General features: G+C 71.7%; 18 protein-coding genes. 11 read left to right on the top strand and 7 right to left on the bottom strand.

The genetic code is table 11. The annotated features are described in order from the left end of the window. The first annotated feature begins 118 nt into the window (after positions 1-118). Entirely contained in the window at positions 119-883 is a 765-nt protein-coding gene (locus tag OHT61_RS15590) for an SDR family oxidoreductase (protein ID WP_329038901.1), read from the top strand. 17 nt (positions 884-900) lie between these two features. On the opposite strand, the gene OHT61_RS15585 is transcribed toward OHT61_RS15590, so the two are convergent. Further along, positions 901-1,776 carry a ScbA/BarX family gamma-butyrolactone biosynthesis protein gene (locus OHT61_RS15585; protein WP_329038899.1) on the bottom strand — a complete coding sequence of 292 codons (876 nt, stop codon included), beginning with the start codon at positions 1,774-1,776 and terminating at the stop codon, positions 901-903. Positions 1,777-1,920: 144 nt separating this feature from the next. Here OHT61_RS15585 and OHT61_RS15580 point away from each other — a divergent pair, with 144 nt between their 5' ends. Both OHT61_RS15580 and OHT61_RS15575 read left to right on the top strand, forming a co-directional pair. Beyond that, complete coding sequence (locus OHT61_RS15580; protein ID WP_329038897.1) at positions 1,921-2,565, top strand: ScbR family autoregulator-binding transcription factor; 645 nt, start codon at positions 1,921-1,923, stop codon at positions 2,563-2,565. A gap of 92 nt (positions 2,566-2,657) precedes the next feature. Beyond that, positions 2,658-3,392 (top strand): peptidoglycan recognition protein family protein, encoded by a 735-nt coding sequence (locus OHT61_RS15575; RefSeq protein WP_329038895.1) that lies wholly within the window; start codon positions 2,658-2,660, stop codon positions 3,390-3,392. 20 nt (positions 3,393-3,412) lie between these two features. Here OHT61_RS15575 and OHT61_RS15570 read toward each other — a convergent pair whose 3' ends face one another. Then, positions 3,413-3,778 (bottom strand): PH domain-containing protein, encoded by a 366-nt coding sequence (locus OHT61_RS15570; protein WP_329038893.1) that lies wholly within the window; start codon positions 3,776-3,778, stop codon positions 3,413-3,415. A 125-nt stretch (positions 3,779-3,903) separates the two neighbouring features. On the opposite strand from OHT61_RS15570, the gene OHT61_RS15565 reads away from it, so the two are divergent. Continuing rightward, entirely contained in the window at positions 3,904-4,731 is an 828-nt protein-coding gene (locus OHT61_RS15565) for a transglycosylase family protein (protein ID WP_329038891.1), read from the top strand. 202 nt (positions 4,732-4,933) lie between these two features. Here the strand turns inward: OHT61_RS15565 and OHT61_RS15560 are convergent, their stop codons facing one another. Next, positions 4,934-5,158, bottom strand: coding sequence for a hypothetical protein (locus tag OHT61_RS15560; protein WP_329038889.1), 225 nt, complete (start codon positions 5,156-5,158; stop codon positions 4,934-4,936). A 129-nt stretch (positions 5,159-5,287) separates the two neighbouring features. Between OHT61_RS15560 and OHT61_RS15555 the strand changes: the two genes are divergently transcribed. Next, positions 5,288-5,431, top strand: a complete 144-nt coding sequence (locus OHT61_RS15555; protein WP_329038887.1) for a hypothetical protein — start codon at positions 5,288-5,290, stop codon at positions 5,429-5,431. Further along, complete coding sequence (locus OHT61_RS15550; RefSeq protein ID WP_329038885.1) at positions 5,431-7,860, top strand: glycoside hydrolase family 65 protein; 2,430 nt, start codon at positions 5,431-5,433, stop codon at positions 7,858-7,860. Before OHT61_RS15555 ends, OHT61_RS15550 begins: the two co-directional genes overlap by 1 nt. Here the strand turns inward: OHT61_RS15550 and OHT61_RS15545 are convergent. From OHT61_RS15545 to OHT61_RS15530, 4 genes are all read right to left on the bottom strand, one after another. Then, positions 7,855-8,538: a class E sortase gene (locus OHT61_RS15545; RefSeq protein WP_329038883.1), complete on the bottom strand. Its 684-nt coding sequence runs from the start codon at positions 8,536-8,538 to the stop codon at positions 7,855-7,857. The two genes, OHT61_RS15550 and OHT61_RS15545, sit on opposite strands and share 6 nt — an antisense overlap. A 76-nt stretch (positions 8,539-8,614) precedes the next feature. Beyond that, positions 8,615-10,279: an ABC-F family ATP-binding cassette domain-containing protein gene (locus tag OHT61_RS15540; protein WP_329038881.1), complete on the bottom strand. Its 1,665-nt coding sequence runs from the start codon at positions 10,277-10,279 to the stop codon at positions 8,615-8,617. A 398-nt stretch (positions 10,280-10,677) separates the two neighbouring features. Further along, positions 10,678-10,848 (bottom strand): hypothetical protein, encoded by a 171-nt coding sequence (locus OHT61_RS15535; protein WP_329038879.1) that lies wholly within the window; start codon positions 10,846-10,848, stop codon positions 10,678-10,680. Between the two features lie 27 nt (positions 10,849-10,875). Next, positions 10,876-10,971 (bottom strand): trypco2 family protein, encoded by a 96-nt coding sequence (locus OHT61_RS15530; protein WP_329038877.1) that lies wholly within the window; start codon positions 10,969-10,971, stop codon positions 10,876-10,878. Between the two features lie 352 nt (positions 10,972-11,323). Here OHT61_RS15530 and OHT61_RS15525 point away from each other — a divergent pair, with 352 nt between their 5' ends. The 5 genes from OHT61_RS15525 to OHT61_RS15505 all read left to right on the top strand — a co-directional run bounded on the left by OHT61_RS15525 (position 11,324) and on the right by OHT61_RS15505 (position 18,613). After that, positions 11,324-12,901: a cryptochrome/photolyase family protein gene (locus tag OHT61_RS15525; RefSeq protein WP_329038875.1), complete on the top strand. Its 1,578-nt coding sequence runs from the start codon at positions 11,324-11,326 to the stop codon at positions 12,899-12,901. 638 nt (positions 12,902-13,539) lie between these two features. Further along, a complete protein-coding gene (locus OHT61_RS15520) occupies positions 13,540-14,139 on the top strand; it encodes a hypothetical protein (protein WP_329038873.1) in 600 nt (199 codons plus the stop codon). Between the two features lie 352 nt (positions 14,140-14,491). After that, entirely contained in the window at positions 14,492-14,878 is a 387-nt protein-coding gene (locus OHT61_RS15515; RefSeq protein ID WP_329038872.1) for a hypothetical protein, read from the top strand. Positions 14,879-15,245: 367 nt separating this feature from the next. After that, positions 15,246-16,010 (top strand): polysaccharide deacetylase family protein, encoded by a 765-nt coding sequence (locus OHT61_RS15510; protein ID WP_329038868.1) that lies wholly within the window; start codon positions 15,246-15,248, stop codon positions 16,008-16,010. A 194-nt stretch (positions 16,011-16,204) separates the two neighbouring features. Then, positions 16,205-18,613, top strand: a complete 2,409-nt coding sequence (locus OHT61_RS15505; RefSeq protein WP_329038867.1) for a PA14 domain-containing protein — start codon at positions 16,205-16,207, stop codon at positions 18,611-18,613. Positions 18,614-19,034 lie beyond the last annotated feature (421 nt).

The following is a 19,034-nucleotide window of genomic DNA, read 5'->3' as shown; positions in this document are numbered from 1 at the left end:
ACGCCCCGCGGTCATGCAGTGCGGGTCGGGCCGAGGGCGTCCGCCGGTCCGCGGAGCCGGCGGGACGGGTGCCCGGCAGGCCATGGCCGCGACCCCGCCGGCCTGCCAGACTGCGCGCATGAGCGATCTACTGAACGGCAGAGTCGTCCTGATCACCGGGGCGAGCAGCGGCATCGGAGCGGCGGCGGCACGCGTGTTCTCCCAGGAAGGTGCGACGGTCGTCCTGGCCGCCCGCCGGGAGGAACGACTGGCCGCGATCGTGGACGAATTGAAGGACAAGGGGGCGCAAGCCTCGTACGTGGTCTGCGACGTCACGGTGGCCGAGGACGCGGCCAGAGCCGTCGGCTTCGCGGTCGACACCTACGGGCGCCTGGACTCGGCGTTCAACAACGCCGGCCTCGGCGGCGACCGTACTCCCCTGCACCTCATGGGCGATGACGTCTACGACGCGGTGATGGACGTGAACGTCCGCGGCGTCTGGAACAGCCTGCGCGCCGAGATAGCGGCCATGCTGCCGAACACGGGCGGCTGTTCCATCGTGAACAACAGCAGCGTGGGCGGTCTGGTGGCCATCCCGGCCGCCGCCCCCTACATAGCCGCCAAGCACGCGGTCGTCGGACTCACCCGGGCCGCGGCGGACGAGTACGCCCAACAGGGCATCAGGATCAACGCCGTTGCCCCCGGCACCACGCGCAGCGAGATCACCGCGGACTGGTTCGGACGCAACCCCGGACTGGAGGAGATGGTCAACAGCCGTACGCCGCAGGGGCGTACGGCCGAGCCCGAGGAGATCGCCAACGCCGTGGCGTGGATGCTCAGCGACCGGTGCCCCTTCCTCACGGGCACGGTCATGGCGGTGGACGGCGGCTTCATCAACCAGTGATCCCCGCCCTGCGGTTGTCAGCCGCAGGGGCCGCTCAGCCGCCCCCGGAAGACCGATTGCCCGGACTGGGTCGCGGTGACCAGGACCGAGATCTCTCCGGGGGTGGCCGAGGGGACCACCTCGGCGTCGACCCAGCAGGGGCGGTCGAACTCGGCGTACTGCTCGAACGCGCTGGTGACGGTGGTCGGTTCGAAGGTCAGCGGATGGAGGGCGGCGTTCGCCGCCTGGCTCGCGGCCTCCATCAGGACGAGCCCCGGCACGTGGTCGACGGGGTGGTCGTACAGCAGGACGTTGTCCGCGTCGTTGCGCAGCTGCCAGCGGTGGGAGCCGTCGCCGGGCGCGAGGACCACGTCACTGCGAAAGGTCCGCCCGACGGTGCGGGGGTCGAGCGGCGCGGGCACCGTCCACTCGTTCCACCCGTCGGTGAGGTGGTGTCCGCGGAGCCTGCGGTAGGCGGCCGGGGATATCCATCCGAACTCCGAGTCCGCCCGCGCCACCACCCTGTCGCCCTGGAGGAGGCGGACGTCCATGCCGAGCGAACTGACGCTGCGCCCGCGCTTCCTGGGATCGGTGACGGTTATCCCGACGCTGAGTGGAGAGGAGTTCCCGGGGGCGGCACGGAAACCCGGGACGACGGTGAAGTCGAAGTAATGCAGCAGCGTCTGGCAGGCGAGCGGCACCTCGTACGACGCGTGCGCGACGACGAGACCGCTCTGGCGGATGGTCTGGGTGAGCACGCGGGGGTCGTAGGGAAGTCCGTCCGGAGGCTCCGGCCATCTCGCGGTGAGCGAGAATTCGCCATCCTTCAGGCGCTGCCAGCCGGTGAGAAAGACCGCGTCCTCGCGGACGAGATGCACATATTCCTTCGAAACCCCGTGCCGGCCCCCCGCCACACCCTCCGGGGTATACGGGGCAACAGGTATGTCCGGCACGGTTCCCCCCGTACGTGGCGCAAAATTGGCGTACCAGCGCTGATATGATACCGGCCCACCGGTACTTTTTGAACAGTCGTCAGGCAAGGTCAAGGGGAGCGCGAGTTGGCACGACAGCAACGGGCGATCCGCACGCGCAGAATCTTCCTCGAGGCGGCCGCCGAGGTCTTCGACGAGCACGGCTACGACGCTGCCACCATCGCCTCGATCCTCGATCGGGCCGGCCTCACGCGGGGCGCGCTCTACTTCCACTTCACGTCGAAGGAGGAGCTCGCCCGGGGGGTCCTCGAGGAGGCCGTGACCGCCGACGGGGTGACCCCGCAGACGTTCAAGCTGCAGGAATGGGTGGACACGGCCCTTCTGCTGGCCTACCGGCTGCCCAGGGAACCCCTGCTCAGCGCCTCGATCCGGCTGTCCGTCGACCCCCGGGCGCGCAGCCTCTTCGGTACCCGCTGGCCCGACTGGATCGCCCTGGGCACGGAGATACTCACCGAGGCCAAGGACCGCGGCGAACTCCTGCCGCACGTGGACCCCGTCGCCACCTCCCGCCTCTTCGTCGGCGCGTGGACGGGCGTCCAGCTGGTGACCGAGTCGATGGCCGAGCCGCCGGACCTGGTCGCCGAGATCTCCGCGCTGCTGGAGCTGATCCTTCCGAACAACGCCGTTCCGGGTGTCCTGGCCAGGCTGGACATCTCCCCGCACCGCGCGGAACGCATCATCGAGGAGAGCCGGGCGGTCGCGGTCTCCTGACCGCCCCAGGCGGCTGCGGCCGTGGCGGCACCACGTCACCCGATCGGGTGCGCGTTCCTGCGAAGTGGCTGGTCAGCCCGCATGGTGGCCCTATGTGGCTTCGCCGAACAGTCGTGGGCGCCATGGCCGTCCCGCTGGCCTTCCTGGTCCTCAGGGACGCGCCGGTGCGACTCGTCGCGCCCGAGCGGACCACGGCGAAGCCCGCCGCCCCGGCGGGGGCCCCGCGACCCGTGATCGTCACGCGGGCGCAGTGGCACGCGGACGAGGACCTGGTGAAGGAGCACGCGGTGTACACCGGCTCGGTGAAGGCGGTCTTCGTCCACCACACCGGGCACCCCAACGGCTACGACTGTGCCGACGCCCCCGCGATGCTGCGGGCCATGGAGGAGGCGCACGTCCGGGGCGAGGGCTGGGACGACATCGGCTACAACTTCGTCGTGGACCGCTGCGGGACGATCTACGAGGGCCGTGCCGGCGGTGTAGGACGCTCGGTGCGCGGTGCGCACGCCACCGGATTCAACGCGCACAGCGTGGGCATCGCGGCCCTGGGCACCTTCGGCCCGGGCGTACCCGTGCCGAAGGCGCTCATCGAGGGGATCGCGAAGGTCGGCGCGTGGAAGCTGAGCCGGAGCGTCGATCCGCGGGGTCACGTGCGGATGGTCTCGACGAACGACGACAGCCTGTACGACCGCGGCGAGGAGGTCTATCTCCATGCCGTCTCGGGTCACCGGGACACCTATCGGACGGACTGTCCCGGTGAAGCCCTCTACGCTCAACTGCCCGCCGTGCGTGCCGAGATGGCCCGGCTCCGCCAGCCGAAGCCGTAGACGGCGGACATCGTCCCCGGCTACCTGGTGACGAACTGGGCGAGCAGCGCCTGCACCTCGTAGATGTCGACGCCCTTGGTGAAGGTCTGCTGGATCGGGACCTCGCTGCCGGAGAGCCAGATCTTCAGCTCGGCGTCGAGGTCGAACGTCCCGGCCGTCTCCACCGTGAAGTGCGTGACGCTCCGGTACGGGATCGAGTGGTAGCCCACCTTCTTGCCCGTGACGCCCTGCTTGTCGACGAGTACGAGCCTGCGGTCGGTGAACAGGATCGTGTCGCGGATGAGCCGGTATGCGGCTTGCACCTGCTCGCCCTGCCCCAGGAGCGGGGCGTAGTCACGCTGCGCCGTCTCGAGGTCGACGGTGTGCGCGTTGCCGAACAGTGCCATGAAAGGGCCTCCACCCGAGTGAATGTGCTGACGTCGGACGCGTCAAAGACACGAGAAAAGAATATCGGCGGCTTATCTGTTCGTGCCCTTGTACACCTTCCGGAGCACAGCGGAGGACTACCGTCATGCCGGCATCACCCCTCGCCAAGCGGCCCGTCGAATCGGTGCTCGCCCTTCTGCTGGTCCTCCTGAGCGTGCTGGGCCTCGCCGGCCGCAGCGCGGCGGACGCCCCCGCCAAGGCCCCCGTCCAGGCGGCCCCGGCGCAAGCCGCCCCCGCGCAGGCCGTCATCGCGCCGACCGTCACGGCGGGCACGGACTGGGACCGCATCGCCCAGTGCGAGAGCAGCGGCCGCTGGAACACCAACACCGGCAACGGCTACCACGGCGGGCTGCAGTTCGCCCCCTCCACCTGGCGGGCCTACGGCGGCGGCCAGTACGCGCCGCGCGCCGACCTCGCCACCAGGTCCGAGCAGATCGCGGTCGGTGAGCGCGTGGCCCGCTCGCAGGGGATGGGCGCCTGGCCCACCTGCGGACGACTCGGCGCGAACGGCTCGTCGCACTCCTCGTCGTCCGGCGGCTCCGACCGCGGTGACAGCGCACAGAGCGCCCCGCAGCGCCAGTCGAGCGGCAGTTCGAGCAGCTCCTCCGGTGGCTCCTCCCACCACGGGAACAGCGGCGTGAGCGGCAGTACCGCCGGCTCCTCGCACGCAAGCGGCAACCACCACTCCACCGGTTCCTCGCCGTCGGGCAGCGGCACCGCCGCGAAGCACCACTCCGAAGACCTCGCCGACTCCGAGTCCTACGTCGTCCAGTCCGGCGACTGCCTCTCCTCGATCGCCGAGCGCGCGGACGTGTCCGGTGGCTGGCACGCGCTGTACGAGATGAACCGCGAAGTCCTGGACCAGGGCCCGCACCTGATCTTCCCCGGTCAGCGCCTGCGTCTGAACGCCTGACCCGTCACGGTCACGGTGTGCCACGTCCCGGCCGCGGCGACCACGTCGTCACGACGCTCCTCCGTCAACCGAGGGATGCAGGTATCACGATGAACAGCGCACCGCACGCTGCACCTCCCGGACACCGCACGACGGACCGTCCTGTACGCACGGCCCCGTCCGCAGGCTCCGCGCGCTCCGCCCGCCGCCCCGCACGGCAGGCTCAGCGACCGACGGCGTGCGACCCCCGCGCCCTGCCCGGCGCGTCCTTCGCTCCGGTCTCCGCCGTGTGTCTGTGGCAGTCGGCGTTGCGGCACGGTCCCGGGCCCCAGTGGGGAACGAAGATCCCGAGGGTCTTGTGGCGCTCGATCACGGTCTCGACGGGCTGCTTGCAGGCCGGACACGCGTACTCCGCCTGCCGGCCGGTCTGACGCTCGGTTCTGGCCATGTATGCACGGTAATCCCGTTACCTGCGCATCGAAACTTTTGTGACGTCCTGCCCGGTGATGCCACAGGCGTCCGGGTGAAACAGGGTGCTGTCCCATGAGGGCGAAGCCTCGACGAAAGGACACCGGTCATGGCACGTGCTCCGTCACCGGCCGCGGTCCTGCTCCGCCTCCACGCCGCGGTACCCGGCACGGACGGCATGGTCGTCGAGACCGTGGGGACGGACCCGGCGGACACCGGACCGGACGTGTGCGTGACGGCGGAGGAGGGCTGATGGCACGGGGCTGGATCTGGGAGTACGAGGGCTACGACCCGGAGAAGGAACGCCTGCGCGAGGCCCTGTGCACCCTGGGCAACGGCTACTTCGCCACCCGGGGAGCCGCGCCGGAGACCCCGGCCGCCCGGACGCACTACCCCGGCACGTACGTCGCGGGCTGCTACAACCGGCTGACCTCGTCCGTCCAGGGCCGCCAGGTCGAGAACGAGGACATGGTCAACCTCCCCAACTGGCTGCCGCTGCGCTACCGCATCCGTCCGGAGGGGTCCCGGCCGGGCCCCTGGCTGACCCCGGACCACGCGTACCTGGTGGAACACCGCCAGACGCTCGACCTGCGCGGCGGGACGCTGACCCGCAGGTCGGTCTACGAGGACACCCGGGGCCGCCGGCTGACGGTGGTGCAGGAGCGCCTGGTGCACATGGGCGACCCTCATCTCGCCGCGCTGCACACGGTGTTCGGGGCCGAGGGCTGGACGGGCGAGCTGGAGGTGGAGGCGGGGATCGACGGCGACATCCGCAACAGCGGGGTCGCACGCTACCGGGAGCTGGCCGACCGCCACCTCACCGGGTGGGAGACGGGCACCGAGCCGGACTCCGTGGTGTGGCTGCGCTGCCGGACCGTCGAGTCGGACATCGGCATCGCGCTCGCCGCCCGCACCGTGGCGTCCTGCGGCCCCGAGCGGAACGGGGACCACCGGGCGGAACCCCTGCAGCAGCCACGCGCCGTCCAGCAGACGCTGCTGCTGCCCCTGGACCCGGAGTCGGACGCGGTCGTCGACAAGACGGTCGCCCTGTACACCTCGCGCGACCCCGCGATCGGCAGCCCGCTGCGCGCCGCGGTGACCGCGGTGGGCGACGCCCCGGCGTACGAAGGCCTGCTGGCCTCCCACCGGCGGGCCTGGGCGGACCTGTGGCAGCAGGCCAAGCTCGAAGTGCGGGGCGAGCCGGGGCGGATCCTGCGGCTGCACCTCTTCCACGTGCTGCAGACCCTCTCGCCGCACACCGCGGAGCTCGACGTCGGGGTGCCCGCACGCGGGCTGCACGGAGAGGCCTACCGGGGCCACGTCTTCTGGGACGAGCTCTTCGTCCTGCCGTTCTTGAACCTGCATCTGCCGGAGGTCTCACGCGGGCTCCTCGACTACCGGCACCGCAGGCTCCCGGCGGCCTGCGCCGCGTCGGAGGCCGCCGGCAGGAGAGGGGCGATGTTTCCGTGGCAGAGCGCCGACGAGGGGCGTGAGGAGACCCAGGAGCTGCACCTCAACCCCCGCTCGGGGCGCTGGCTGGAGGACCGTTCGCGTCTGCAGCACCACGTCGGCTCGGCAGTGGCCTACAACGTGTGGCAGTACTGCCAGGCGACCGGCGACACGGAGTACCTCTACTCCAAGGGCGCCGAGATGATGCTGCAGATCGCGCGCTTCTGGGCGGACAGCGCCGAGTGGGACGGTTCGCTGGGCCGGTACCGTATCCGGGGTGTCGTCGGGCCCGACGAGTACCACGACGCCTACCCGGACGCCGTGTCCGCGGGCCTGGACGACAACACGTACACGAATGTGACGGCGTCCTGGGTGCTGGCCCGGGCCGGGGAGATCTTCCACGAACTGCCCGGGACCCGCCGCGGACAGCTGCTCGACACCATCCGGCTCGAACCCGACGAGCTGGAGCGCTGGGAGGACGTGTCCCGCAAGCTGCACGTGCCCCACCACGACGGCGTCATCAGCCAGTTCGCCGGATACGGGGACCTGGCCGAGCTGGACTGGGAGGGCTACCGGCAGCGGTACGGGGACATCCGCCGGCTCGACCGCATCCTGGAGGCGGAGGGCGACACCGTCAACCGTTACCAGGCGTCCAAGCAGGCCGACGTGCTGATGCTCGGCTACCTCTTCTCCCCCAGGGAACTGGCCGCGCTCTTCCAGCGGCTCGGCCACGACCTCGACGACGGGACGTGGCTGAAGACCGTCGACTACTACGCCGGGCGCACGAGCCACGGATCGACCCTCAGCTCCCTCGTCCACGCCTGGGTCATGGCGCGGGTCAACCGTGACGAGGCATGGCGCTACTGCGAGGAGGCGCTGATCGGCGACGTGGCCGACATCCAGGGCGGTACGACCGAGGAGGGCATCCACCTGGGGGCGATGGCCGGCACGCTCGACTTCGTCCAGCGGGGGATGACGGGCCTGGAGACCCGGGACGACGCGCTGTGGCTGTCGCCGGCCACGCTGCCGCAGCTGTCGAAGTTCCGGATGCGGCTCCGGTTCCGCCGGCACTGGGACGTCGACCTGCGCCTGCGGGCCGAGCGGCTGCGGATCGCCGTACCCGACTCGGAACGGCCCGGGGTGCGGGTACGGCTGGACGGCAGCGCCCACGTCATCGATCCGGGCACCTCACGCTGGCTGGAACTGCCCGCCGACCTGCGCGGCGGTTCATGAGGGCCGGGAGGACACCAGGACGCCGATCTTGTCGATGCGGTGCTCCGGGTTGTGCTGGGCGTCGCGCCAGAAGTTCCCGGCCGCGTCGTCCTCCGGAGTCGCGCAGGTGGAGAGCGTGATCATCGCCCGCGTCGGCTTCTCGCCCGGCTTGCCCGGCACCTCCGCGCGCTGCTCGGCGAGCGAGTGCGCGGAGCGGAAGGACGTCATCCGGCTCTCGGTGATGCGGTACTCGTACACCGTGCCGCCCTCCTCGACCAGGACCTTGTCCCCCTTGTGCAGGGCGGGCAGGTCGTGGAGCGGGCCTCCGGCGGAGAGCCGGTGCGCCGTCACGAGGTAGTTCCCGACCTCACCCGGTCCGACGCCGCCGTCGACGCCGTACGGACTGGCGGCCACGCCGCGGTCCTGGACGCGGGTGCCGGGCGCGTCGTCCGTCGTGCCCTCGTACGGCACCACGGGCAGGTCCGTCACGCCGATCGCCGGGATGGTGAGCTCGGCGGTCGCGGTCCGGGGATCGGTCCGGTCCTCGGGTGGCCCGGCGGTGGCCACCGTCGATGCCGACGCGACGGGTGCGGCGCCGGGCTGCCCGCCCGCCGCTGCCACGCCGCCGGCGGCGAGGACGAGGACGGCCGCGCCGGCGACGGCACGGGAGGCTCTGCGAAGACCGTGGGTGTGGTGCATGGCGGGTCCGGATCGGTAGCCGGTCACTGGAAGGTGCGGGCCGGTGGAGCGCCCGCCCCTTCCAGTACACCACCGGTCACCCGATCGCGCCGGGTGCGCCGAACAGCGCGCGCACCTCGTCGGTGCCCAGTTCGGTGAGTTCCTCGCCGACGAGTAGCCACCGGGTGATCCCGGCCGACTCCAGGAACGCCAGGTCGTGCCCGGCGATCAGGAGCGCGCCCTCGTAGGCGTCGAGCGCGCCCGTCAGCTGCCGCACACTCGCCAGGTCGAGGTTGTTGGTCGGCTCGTCCAGCATCAGCAGCTGCGGGGCCGGTGCGGCGAGCATCGTCGCCGCGAGCGCCGCACGGAACCGCTCGCCGCCGGACAGGGTGCCCGCCGGCTGTTCGGCGCCCGCCCCCTTGAAGAGGAAGCGCGCGAGCTGCGAGCGGATCTCGTTGTCGGTGATCCCGGGCGCCATGCGGGCCACGTTCGCGGCGACCCCGAGCGCGTCGTCCAGCACGTCCAGCCGCTGCGGCAGGAAGCGCAGCGGCACGAACGTCCTGGCCTCGCCCTCGAGCGGCGCGAGCTCCCCGGCGAGGGTGCGCAGCAAGGTCGTCTTGCCCGCGCCGTTGCGTCCGACGAGCGCGATGCGCTCCGGCCCCCGGACCTCGAAACCGCCGTCGCGCAGACTGCCGTGCCGCGGGCGCAGCCCCCGCACGCTCAGGACCGTGCGACCGGAGGGCACGGCGGTGCGGGGGAGCCGCACCCGGATCTCGTCGTCGTCGCGGATCGCCTCGGACGCGGTGTCGAGCCGCTCCCTCGCCTCGTGGAGCCGGTCCTCGTGCAGGCCGCGGAGCTTGCCCGCCGCCTCCTGGGAGGACCGCTTGTGCCCGCCCGCGACGATCTTCGGCGCGCGCCGCTGGGCATCCATCTTCTTGTTGTGCCGCTGCCGCCGGGCGATCTTGGTCTGCGCCTCCTCCAGCTCGCGCTTCTGACGGCGTACGTCGGACTCCGCCGCGCGCACCATGCGCCCGGCCGCCTCCTGCTGCGTGGCCAGCGCCTCCTCGTAGGCGGACCAGCCGCCGCCGTACCAGGTCACCGAGCCGGCGCGCAGATCGGCGATGCGGTCGACCCGTTCCAGCAGGTCACGGTCGTGGCTGACCACGACGAGCACGCCCGAGCGCCAGGAGTCGACGGCGTCGTACAGCCGGCGGCGTGCGAACACGTCGAGGTTGTTGGTCGGCTCGTCGAGCAGCAGGACGTCGGGGCGCTCCAGCAGGAGCGCGGCCAGCCGCAGCAGCACGGTCTCACCGCCCGACAACTGTCCGACGGTGCGGTCGAGGCCGATCCCGCCCAGGCCCAGCGACCCCAGGGTCGCCACGGCGCGTTCCTCGACGTCCCAGTCGTCGCCGACCGTCTCGAAGTGCCGCTCGGCGACGTCGCCGGCCTCGATCGCGCGCAGCGCCGCACGCCGCTGCGCGATGCCCAGGGCCGCCTCGACGCGCAGCTCCGTGTCCAGGGTGAGGTTCTGCGGCAGGTAGGCCAGGCGCCCGCCCACGGTCACGGACCCGGCGGAGGGTCGCAGCTGCCCCGCCAGCAGCCGCAGAAGGGTGGATTTCCCGGCACCGTTGGTCCCGACGAGGCCGGTGCGGCCCCGGCCGATGCCGAGGGACAGCCCCTCGAAGACCTCGGTGCCGTCCGGCCACCGCAAGGACAGGGCGGAGGTGCTGAGGGACGCGGCGGGGGCGGTGGGATGGGACATGTGATCCTCGCAGTCGCAAGCATGTGAACGGGGGATTCGTATGCGAGCAACACGCGGCGACCGGCCGGAGAAGGGGGCTGAGCGGTCCTTGGGACGTACGAGGACGGTTCATGCACCGAGGTCGCATCCACGCGGGGTCACGGGCGGCAGAAAGCCGACGCAGGCGTGACGGGCTACGGCAGGGGCCGCACCGCGCGATGTTCGCGGACCTCAGATGCGCAACGTCCACCTCTATCGGAGACGACAGGACCTGAAAAGCGTACACCTGGCCCGGGCGGGACGGGGGGGATTAGAACCCGCCCCGCGTTCCGGCCCGTACGCGCCCCCGGTCCGGCCCGTCCCCGTCCACCCCGTCCCGCCCGTACGCGTCAGGCCCGTCCCCGTCCCGCCCGTACGCGTCAGGCGCGTCCGCGCAGGCGCTCCGCCTCCGCGACGAGCCAGGCCGGCCGGACCCTCTCGACATTGCGCCCGGCGCCCTCGGCGGCGCGGACCAGCGCGTCAGCCGCCGCCCGCGCGTCCGGCGCCGGAACCGACAGGGCGGGGGCACCCAGAACCGCACCTTCACCCACGGCTCGCGACTCCTCTCCACCCGACCGTCAGCTCCAGCTCCACCGCTCCGCCTTGAACCGCAGACCCGAACCCTCGCCGGCCGCCATGGCGCGGCTGAGCTCGTCCCGCAGCTGCGCGATCATGTCCGCCAATTCCCCCACCGCCTCGTGACGTCAACTGCCCGTCGTCCAGGCCCACATCATCACGCGCGCGCCCGGGGGCACGTCCAGCCGCCGCGGAGGTGCGGCGCGGCGGGACGACGAGGCCCCCGGGCCGGCCGTCACCTCGGGGCGGCCGATCGTCCGGTACGACGGCGGAGTGTCGGCCCGGTACGGCAGGTGGATGCTGGCAGCATCGGCCGGGCGGAGAGCCCCGGCGAGAGCACCGCCGGGCCGCGGCCCCGGAGTCCGCCGCGGCTGCCCGCACCCGCGTCCCGCCCGGCCGTCACCCGGCGGCGTACCGTGCGGCGGGGCCCCGGCCGTGAGAGGCGGACCCATGGCGCCACGCCCCCACTGGATCTTCGGGGACCAGCTCGGCCCGCACTTCCTCGACCCCCGCCACGGCGGCCCCGACGCCCACGCCCCCGTGGTCATGATCGAGGCGCGCTCGGTACTGCGCCGACGCCGTTTCCACCGCGCCAAGGCCCATCTCGTCCTGTCGGCCATGCGCCACCGAGCCGCCGAACTCGGCGACCGGGTCACCTACATCCGGGCGGAGACGTACGCCGAAGGGCTGGAGCGGGCCGTGGGGATCGGCGCGGCCCGGCGGCCGCGTGCCGCTCGCGAGGCGGACACCGACGGCACGGCGGAGCGGTCCTCCGGTGGCCGGCTGACCGTCTGCCACCCCACCTCCCGCGCGGCGCTCGCCTTCCTCGGCGCGTACGACGACATCGAGATCCTGCCCGCGAGGGGATTCCTCGTGGCGCGGGACGACTTCGAGCAATGGGCGGGCCACGGCGGCGGGCGGAGCCTGCGTCTGGAGGGCTTCTACCGCTGGGTACGGGAGCGCCACGACCTGCTGATGGAGGGCGGCGAACCGGCGGGCGGCACCTGGAACCTCGACCACGACAACCGGGAGCCACCGCCCCGGGGGCAGGACACCCTCGACGTCCGGGCGGCGTGGCAGCCGCACGAGGACGACATCGACGACGAGGTGCGCCGCGACCTCGACCGGTGGGAGCGCGACGGGGAGGTCGGCTTCGTCGGCAGGGACGGCCCGCGCCGCTTCCCCGCCACCCGGCGCGAGGCGATGTCGGCGCTCCGCCACTTCGTCACGCACCGGCTGGAGGACTTCGGCCGCTACGAGGACGCCATGCTCGCGGCCGACCCGGTGATGAGCCACAGTCTGCTGTCCGCGCCCATGAACCTCGGCCTCCTCGACCCCGCCGAATGCGTCGACCGCGCCGAGCGGGCCTACCGGAGCGGCAACGCGCCCCTGAACAGCGTCGAGGGGTTCGTACGGCAGATCTCCGGCTGGCGCGAGTACGTCTGGCACCTCTACTGGCACTTCGGCGAGGACTACCGCACCCGCAACGCCCTGCGTCACACCGCCCCGGTGCCCGACTGGTTCCTGGAGCTCGACGCGGACGCGGTCACGGCCAACTGCCTCTCCACGGTGCTCGCCCAGGTCCGGGACACCGGCTGGACCCACCACATCCCCCGGCTGATGGTGCTGGGCAGCCGTGCACTCCAGGACGGCTGGGACCCGGCCGCGGTCACGGACTGGTTCCACCGCTGCTTCGTCGACGGCTACGACTGGGTGATGCTGCCCAACGTCGTGGGCATGTCCCAGTACGCCGACGGCGGGCTGATGACGACCAAGCCCTACACCTCCGGCGGCGCCTACATCCACAGGATGAGTGACCTCTGCGGGCCGTGCGCCTACCGCCCCACCGAGCGCACGGGCGACCGGGCGTGCCCCTACACCACGGGCTACTGGGCCTTCATGGACCGCCACCGCACCCGCCTCTCCTCCAACCACCGCACGGCCCGCGCGGTGAAGGGCCTCGACCGGCTGAAGGACCTGGACGAGGTCCTCACCCAGGCGAAGGAGCGCGGCGCGGCGCCGCCGTGACCTTCGCCGTACGCGTCGGGGGCTCATACGAGGTGCCTGGGCGGGGAGTTGTCGGTGCCGCGTACTAGCGTGCCCACGACGCCCGTCGACACGGGCACACCTCGAGGGAGGGGCCATGTCCGTCCTGCGCCTGCGCCGCCGTATGACGGAGTAATGAACGAACGTGAATTCCGTCGCTCTTCATGAGGTCGCCGTGCGTGCCGCCGTGCGCATTCGGTAAATATTCGCCGAACCGGAAAATGCCCCACATCCTTATTTTGTGAGAGGTATCGGCCGGAGATTATCCGGAGGTTCCGTTCCCTGTCGTTCGGTCGAGGTAGGGCGAGTCCGTCGCCCATAATCGGTGGCAGACGGGAGGGGTTCCCGCGAGCGGGGGCGAGATGGGTTTTCGCGCCCTTTCACTTGAAATGGAGCGTGAATACGGATGCCCTTTCCCGGGTGCTGGCGCACGGGGCCCCGCGAGGTCCGACTCGCCCACGGTGCAGGGGGGTTGTCCGGTGCTCACCCTGGAGGTTTCGGTCGCTCGATCGGCCGGAAGCGTCGCAGGGGCCGGGGTGCACGTAATGGGAAGGGGGTGATCCTTTGCGTGGTAGAGTATTAACGCATTCACCGGACGTCACAATTAAAAGGGGAACGGCGTGAATACCGAGAAGGTTACGGCTCGGCGTCTGACGGCCGAGGAGATTTCGGGCCTGGGCCTGCAGGATGGCATCTTCGTCTCGGCGGGGACGGAAGGCCTTCCTCTCGACTGCTACGCCCCGGCTTTCCTCACGGAGCCGGGCAAGAATTTCGAGGGCGGTTCCTTCGTCGCGAGGACGGTCTTCGGCGACACGGTTCACGTCCTCCCGGACAACACCGAAGAGGCCGGCATCTGGATCGCCGACGGGGCAGGGCAGGAGATCGAGGTCCTGCAGAGCGCCGGCGTCCTCCTCAACCTCGCCCTTTTCGTACCGAACGGCACCAAGGAATCGCTGGACTCGCTCTACTCCGCCGCGCGGGACGCCTTCGGCGCGGGAGTCGTCCAGCGCTGGAGCGAGGAAGCCGTCGCGGTGCCGGACGTCAAGGTCGACCTCTACGAGGAGCCGGCCCGGGGGCGGAAGAACAACGGCAGCCAGAACCGCGACCGCCGCGCCCTGGACATCTACCCGACCCGCGTGCGTTTCCTGGAGCCCAGCGAGGGCTGGAAGTTCATCGTCGAGCCGCATCAGGAGATCGTCGACGACACCCCGACGATCTGACCTGCCGCCCGCCGGGGGACCCCCCCGGAGGTGCGAGCCGTTCCGTAGTCGGCCGGGCGGGAACGCTCGGTGACATCCGTCGGTCCTCCACGGGCTGTCATGCGCCACAGCAGGAAGCCCGGCCGGGTTCTCCCGGCCGGGCTTTCCGCATGGGTGGGGTGCTCCACGGAGATCGGCGCCCGGCGCGGCTGGCGCCGGCCGCGCAGCACGGTGGTCCACAGGGCGGGCGGGAGCCCGTACCGGGGAGCCGCGGTGCCCGCGACTCCGGAAATCTCCCTACAGCCGTTGCACGCAGGGAAGTTCGGGTACCCGAGGGGCACGAACGAACCTACGGACGAGCAGGGAGAGCGCCATGGCGAAGACGAAGGCATCCGGCACCACCCACCCGAAGGCCGCCTCGGCGGCGGGCCGGGCCGCCAAGGGCGGCGCGTCCAAGAGCAGCAGGAGGGCCGCTGCGAGCGCGCTGTCCCAGACCCCCGGCAAGGCGGGCAAGGGCGGGGCGAAGGCGACCACAGCCCAACCGGCCTCGGACGCCGGCAGGACGGTCCGGGCCGAGAAGCGGTCGAAGGCCGAGAAGAGCGCCGCGGCCAGTGCCCTGGCTCAGACCACACCGCGCAGGCCCGCCAAGAAGGTCCTCACCGCCGCTGCCAAGGTGCTCGCGGACAGGAAATCGACGAAGGCGGAGCGGTCCGAGGCGGCGAGCACGCTCGCGCAGGCCGCGGCATACGCGCTGCGGTAGCCCGGGAGCGTCCGGAGGCCCGGGACGCGCTGGCCGGTGGGGCGTCCCGGCCCGGGACATGCAGGCCCCGGCGTACGCGGCAGCCCGGGCGTCCGGGGGCCAGGGACGCGCGGCCGGTGGGGGTGCGGCGGGAACCCGATGGCGCCGAGCACGGGCCGCAGGGTGTCCGCCGCCCCCGTCCGGCCCGCAACCGCAGGTCGGAGTACGTCCGCCGCCCCTTCGCGCCTCGCGTCCGTCGCGGAATCCCTGTGTTTGTCGCCGCCCTCCTGTGGAATCGTCCGGGACCCGTAACAGAGGGAGCCCGCAGCGCCGTTCGTGTGTCTTCATGGGTGCACGGCATCGGCGGAGACGGCAAAGGGGCGGGGACATGGCACGGCACAAGGAGAGGGGATGGAACGGCAGGCTTCTCGCAGCGGCACTCGGGGTGACCGTGCTGGCCGCTGCCGCCTCGGTGTGGACCGCGCAGGCCGAACAGGTCGCAGGACCGCCGCAGGCGCGTGAATCGGCTCCGGACACCCGGGTGGCCGAGGTGGCGATGGACATCGCGCACGCCTCGGACCGCGGCCCGCGGGGCGTCAACATCACCATCGACGACGGACCGGACCCGTCCTGGACCCCGCAGGTGCTCCAACTGCTGAAGGACAACGGCGTGAAGGCCACCTTCTGCATGGTCGGCACACAGGCCCAGGCGTATCCCGGCCTCGTCAAGGCGGTCGTCGCGGGCGGGCACCGGCTGTGCAACCACACGGTCTCGCACGACACCACCATGGACACCAAGCCCGAGGCGTACCAGTCGCAGCAGATCCTGGACGCCGAACGCATGATCATCAAGGCGTCCGGCGGCGTACGGCCCCAGTACTACCGGGCCCCGGGCGGCGCCTTCACCCCGTACAGCCGAAAGCTCGCCGCATCGCACGGGATGCGGCCCCTGGGCTGGAACGTCGACACCAAGGACTTCGAGCGCCCCGGTTCGGACGTCATGGTCGCCACCGTCAAGCGTGAGATCGCCGACGGCCCCACGATCCTCTTCCACGACGCGGGCGGCGATCGCTCCCAGACACTGGACGCTCTGGGCGAGGTACTGCCCTGGCTCAGGGAGCAGGGATACGTCTGCGGGTTCCCCGTGAGGTGAGGTGAGCGGGGTCGCCCACCCCGGTGCCGACCCTGCCCCCACCCCTGTGCCGCCCCCGCCCCCGCCCCTGCCGGCGGCCACGAGGAACCCTCATGAGCCGGCCGTCGGGGCTCGTACAACCAATTGCAGTGGGTGTGAGTCCTGTTCGGCGACGCCTGATCGACATCCGTCGCCGCACACCACCGAAGGACCTGATGAACCCCGCCAGACGCACCACCGCCACCGCCCTGGTCCTGGCCACGGCAGGCGGAGTCCTCTACGCCACCGCCGCACCCGCCTCCGCGGTGGTGAGCTGCGCTTCTCCGACGTTCACACGGCAGTTCTTCGCGAACACGACGTTCGCGGGCACGCCGAAGAAGACGGACTGCGACTCCGCGATCGACCAGAACTGGGGCACGGGTGCACCCGTCTCCGGCGTACCGTCCAACAACTTCGGAGTGCGCTGGTCGGTCGCGCGCGACTTCGGCTCCGGCGGCCCGTTCAGCTTCACGGCGTCCGCTCAGGACGGCGTACGCGTCTACGTCGACAACGTACGCAAGGTCGACCTGTGGAAGAACGTCTCCGCCACGGTCAGGAAGACGGTCAACGTGACCGTCCCCAGCGGCAGGCACACGCTCCGCGTCGACTTCGTGAACTGGACGGGCACCGCGAACGTGAAGTTCGGCTACGCCCCGCGGACCTCGGCCGACGTCGACAGGGTCAAGCCGCTCACCCCGACGGGCATGACCGTCAGCCGTGACACCGCCACCGGTGCCGGCAGGCTCACCTGGTCGAAGAACAAGGAGATGGACCTCGCGGGTTACCGGGTCTACCGGCGGCTGAAGGGCGCGTCGTACGGCAGCAAGCAGCTCGCCACGGCCACCGGGATCTCGTACACCGACAGCACCCTGCCGAAGACCGGGGCCGTCTACTACTACGAGGTGCGCGCCGTCGACAAGGCGGGCAACGCATCGGGCGGCACCGCCGACCTCCCCGTCACCACCGTCGACAGGACGCCGCCCGCCGCACCGTTCCTCGAAATGGACGGGTGCCCGTCCGACCAGCCCTACGCGGCCCCGGAGCTTATCACCACCGCCGCGAACGCCGCCGACATCGTCCTGTACGAGATGCAGAGGCTCGACGTCGCCCAGAACCGCTGGAACACGGTCTACTCCGGTGCCAAGGGCGCGATCTGCGACACCGGCCAGCCGGCCGACGGCAGCAAGGTCACCTACCGCGGCCGGGCCAGGGACGCCGCCGGGAACTGGTCGGCGTACTCCGCCGCCACGACGTTCACCACCTCGGACCGCACCCCGCCGCCCGCAGTCGGGGACGTCCGCGTGGAGTACCGGTCGGGCGTTCCGCACCTGGTGTGGGCGCCCGTGACCGGAGCCGCTTCGTACGAGGTGGTCCAGTACGACCCGGCGACCGGCGGCTACGTCGACGCCCTGGCCACGCGCACCACGACGCAGACCGACGTGGTGCCCCGCCAGTCGGCCGCCGTCACCGACAGCTACCGCTACGCGGTGCGCTCGGTGGACACTGCCGGCAACGCCGCCGCGCCGGTGGAGACCACGCTGAGGATGGCCGACCGGCCGGAGGCGATCGCCCCGTTCCGGACCACCGCCGGCCGGTTCGACGAGGGCGTGATGATCTCGTGGAGCAGCGTCGACCCGTGGACGGTCGACGAGACGCCGCTTCCCACGTACAAGATCGTCCGGACCGACACCGCGACCGGCGAGACGCGCATCGTGGACAAGTGCAAGCCGTTCACCCCCTGGGACGAGCCGCTGGAGGACCCGGAGACGTACTGGACCTGGACGGGCGGCGACGCCCCTTTGTCGGCCCGGAAGCAGGTCGACGGCAGATGCTGGGACGTCCAGGGGGCCTCGGAGACGACGTACGAGTACCGGGTCGTGACGACCGACCGCTACGGCCATGTCTCGCAGCCGGGCCCGGCCGCCACGGAGACCACCCCGGACACGCAGCGTCCCGCCCCGGTGAAGGACCTGACCGCGGAACGCGTCCCGCTCGGCGTCCGGCTGACCTGGACACCGCCCGCCGACACCGATGTCCGCGGCTACCACGTGTGGCAGGGCGTCACGGACCCGGACAGCGGCGAGACGGTCTGGAAGCAGAACTGCTGGAAGGGCACCTCGCTGGCCGGGACCGAGATCCTCTGCCCGACGGTCGCCGACGGCGCCACCCACGTCTACAAGGTGGCCGCCACGGACGACCGGCTCCAGCACGACGACAACCCGCTCGACGTCCTCCACCCCGCCGAGGTCTCGGTCTCCCTCCCCGACACCCGGCCCCCGGGCTGGACGGAGACGGACGTCCGTGAGGACCAGTACCCGGAGCTGTACGTCGGCTGCTCGGCGAGCTCCGGCCTCGGGGACTGCTCCCGGTTCGCGAGCTACCGCGTGGAACGCTGGGACCCGGCTGCCGCCGCCTACGTCACCCTGGCCGAGGGAGCGACGGGTGGAGCCTCGTTCCACATGGACACCACGGTGAACGCGGACCGGCTCGGCCTGTACTACTACCGCGTCGTACGCATGGACGCCTCTGGCGCCGAGGTCGAGACGCGGTCGACGGCGTACGGGATCTGGGACTCCTGGCTCTGACGCGATGCGACGTGGGGCGGGCAGCGGGCAGCGGGCGGGGGCGGGAACCGGGCACGGGGCGTTGACGAAGGCTGAGGTGCGCGTGGCCTCGTCATCTGCCCCGGCGCAAATCCAGTTGATTGCTCAGGCCCGCTCGGCCACCCCGTGGGAGGTACGCCTTCCACGGGGGCGGCGGAGCGACGGCGGGACGGCGCGCTGGGGCGCGGCGCAGCGCGGGCCCGCTGCTCGTACGGACGGGGAATCGCGGAAGGTGGAGCGAGGGGATCAGCTGCCCCCTCGGACGAAGGAACGTACGGACATGCCTGAGGCCCCGGGCATCGAGACGGCGTGGATGTGGCTGCTGGAGAGGCGGCCCGGGACCCGAGGGCGGTCCGACGACACGTTGCCGCCCGTAGCGGCCGCCGCATACGCGGAGCCGGTC

The sequence above is a fragment of the Streptomyces sp. NBC_00178 genome, from assembly GCF_036206005.1.
Taxonomy (GTDB): domain Bacteria; phylum Actinomycetota; class Actinomycetes; order Streptomycetales; family Streptomycetaceae; genus Streptomyces.
Note: the sequence above shows the minus strand (reverse complement) of the source record. Positions and strands in the feature narration are given on the sequence as shown.

Excerpts from the sequence above, each read along its gene's own strand:
- OHT61_RS15570 (WP_329038893.1), bottom strand. The coding sequence starts at position 3,778 with ATGGCACTGTTCGGCAACGCGCACACCGTCGACCTCGAGACGGCGCAG.
- OHT61_RS15545 (WP_329038883.1), bottom strand. The coding sequence starts at position 8,538 with ATGCACCACACCCACGGTCTTCGCAGAGCCTCCCGTGCCGTCGCCGGC.
- OHT61_RS15530 (WP_329038877.1), bottom strand. The coding sequence starts at position 10,971 with ATGATCGCGCAGCTGCGGGACGAGCTCAGCCGCGCCATGGCGGCCGGC.
- OHT61_RS15560 (WP_329038889.1), bottom strand. The coding sequence starts at position 5,158 with ATGGCCAGAACCGAGCGTCAGACCGGCCGGCAGGCGGAGTACGCGTGT.
- OHT61_RS15555 (WP_329038887.1), top strand. The coding sequence starts at position 5,288 with ATGGCACGTGCTCCGTCACCGGCCGCGGTCCTGCTCCGCCTCCACGCC.
- OHT61_RS15510 (WP_329038868.1), top strand. The coding sequence starts at position 15,246 with ATGGCACGGCACAAGGAGAGGGGATGGAACGGCAGGCTTCTCGCAGCG.
- OHT61_RS15590 (WP_329038901.1), top strand. The coding sequence starts at position 119 with ATGAGCGATCTACTGAACGGCAGAGTCGTCCTGATCACCGGGGCGAGC.
- OHT61_RS15575 (WP_329038895.1), top strand. The coding sequence starts at position 2,658 with ATGTGGCTTCGCCGAACAGTCGTGGGCGCCATGGCCGTCCCGCTGGCC.
- OHT61_RS15540 (WP_329038881.1), bottom strand. The coding sequence starts at position 10,279 with ATGTCCCATCCCACCGCCCCCGCCGCGTCCCTCAGCACCTCCGCCCTG.
- OHT61_RS15565 (WP_329038891.1), top strand. The coding sequence starts at position 3,904 with ATGCCGGCATCACCCCTCGCCAAGCGGCCCGTCGAATCGGTGCTCGCC.
- OHT61_RS15515 (WP_329038872.1), top strand. The coding sequence starts at position 14,492 with ATGGCGAAGACGAAGGCATCCGGCACCACCCACCCGAAGGCCGCCTCG.
- OHT61_RS15505 (WP_329038867.1), top strand. The coding sequence starts at position 16,205 with ATGAACCCCGCCAGACGCACCACCGCCACCGCCCTGGTCCTGGCCACG.
- OHT61_RS15525 (WP_329038875.1), top strand. The coding sequence starts at position 11,324 with ATGGCGCCACGCCCCCACTGGATCTTCGGGGACCAGCTCGGCCCGCAC.
- OHT61_RS15550 (WP_329038885.1), top strand. The coding sequence starts at position 5,431 with ATGGCACGGGGCTGGATCTGGGAGTACGAGGGCTACGACCCGGAGAAG.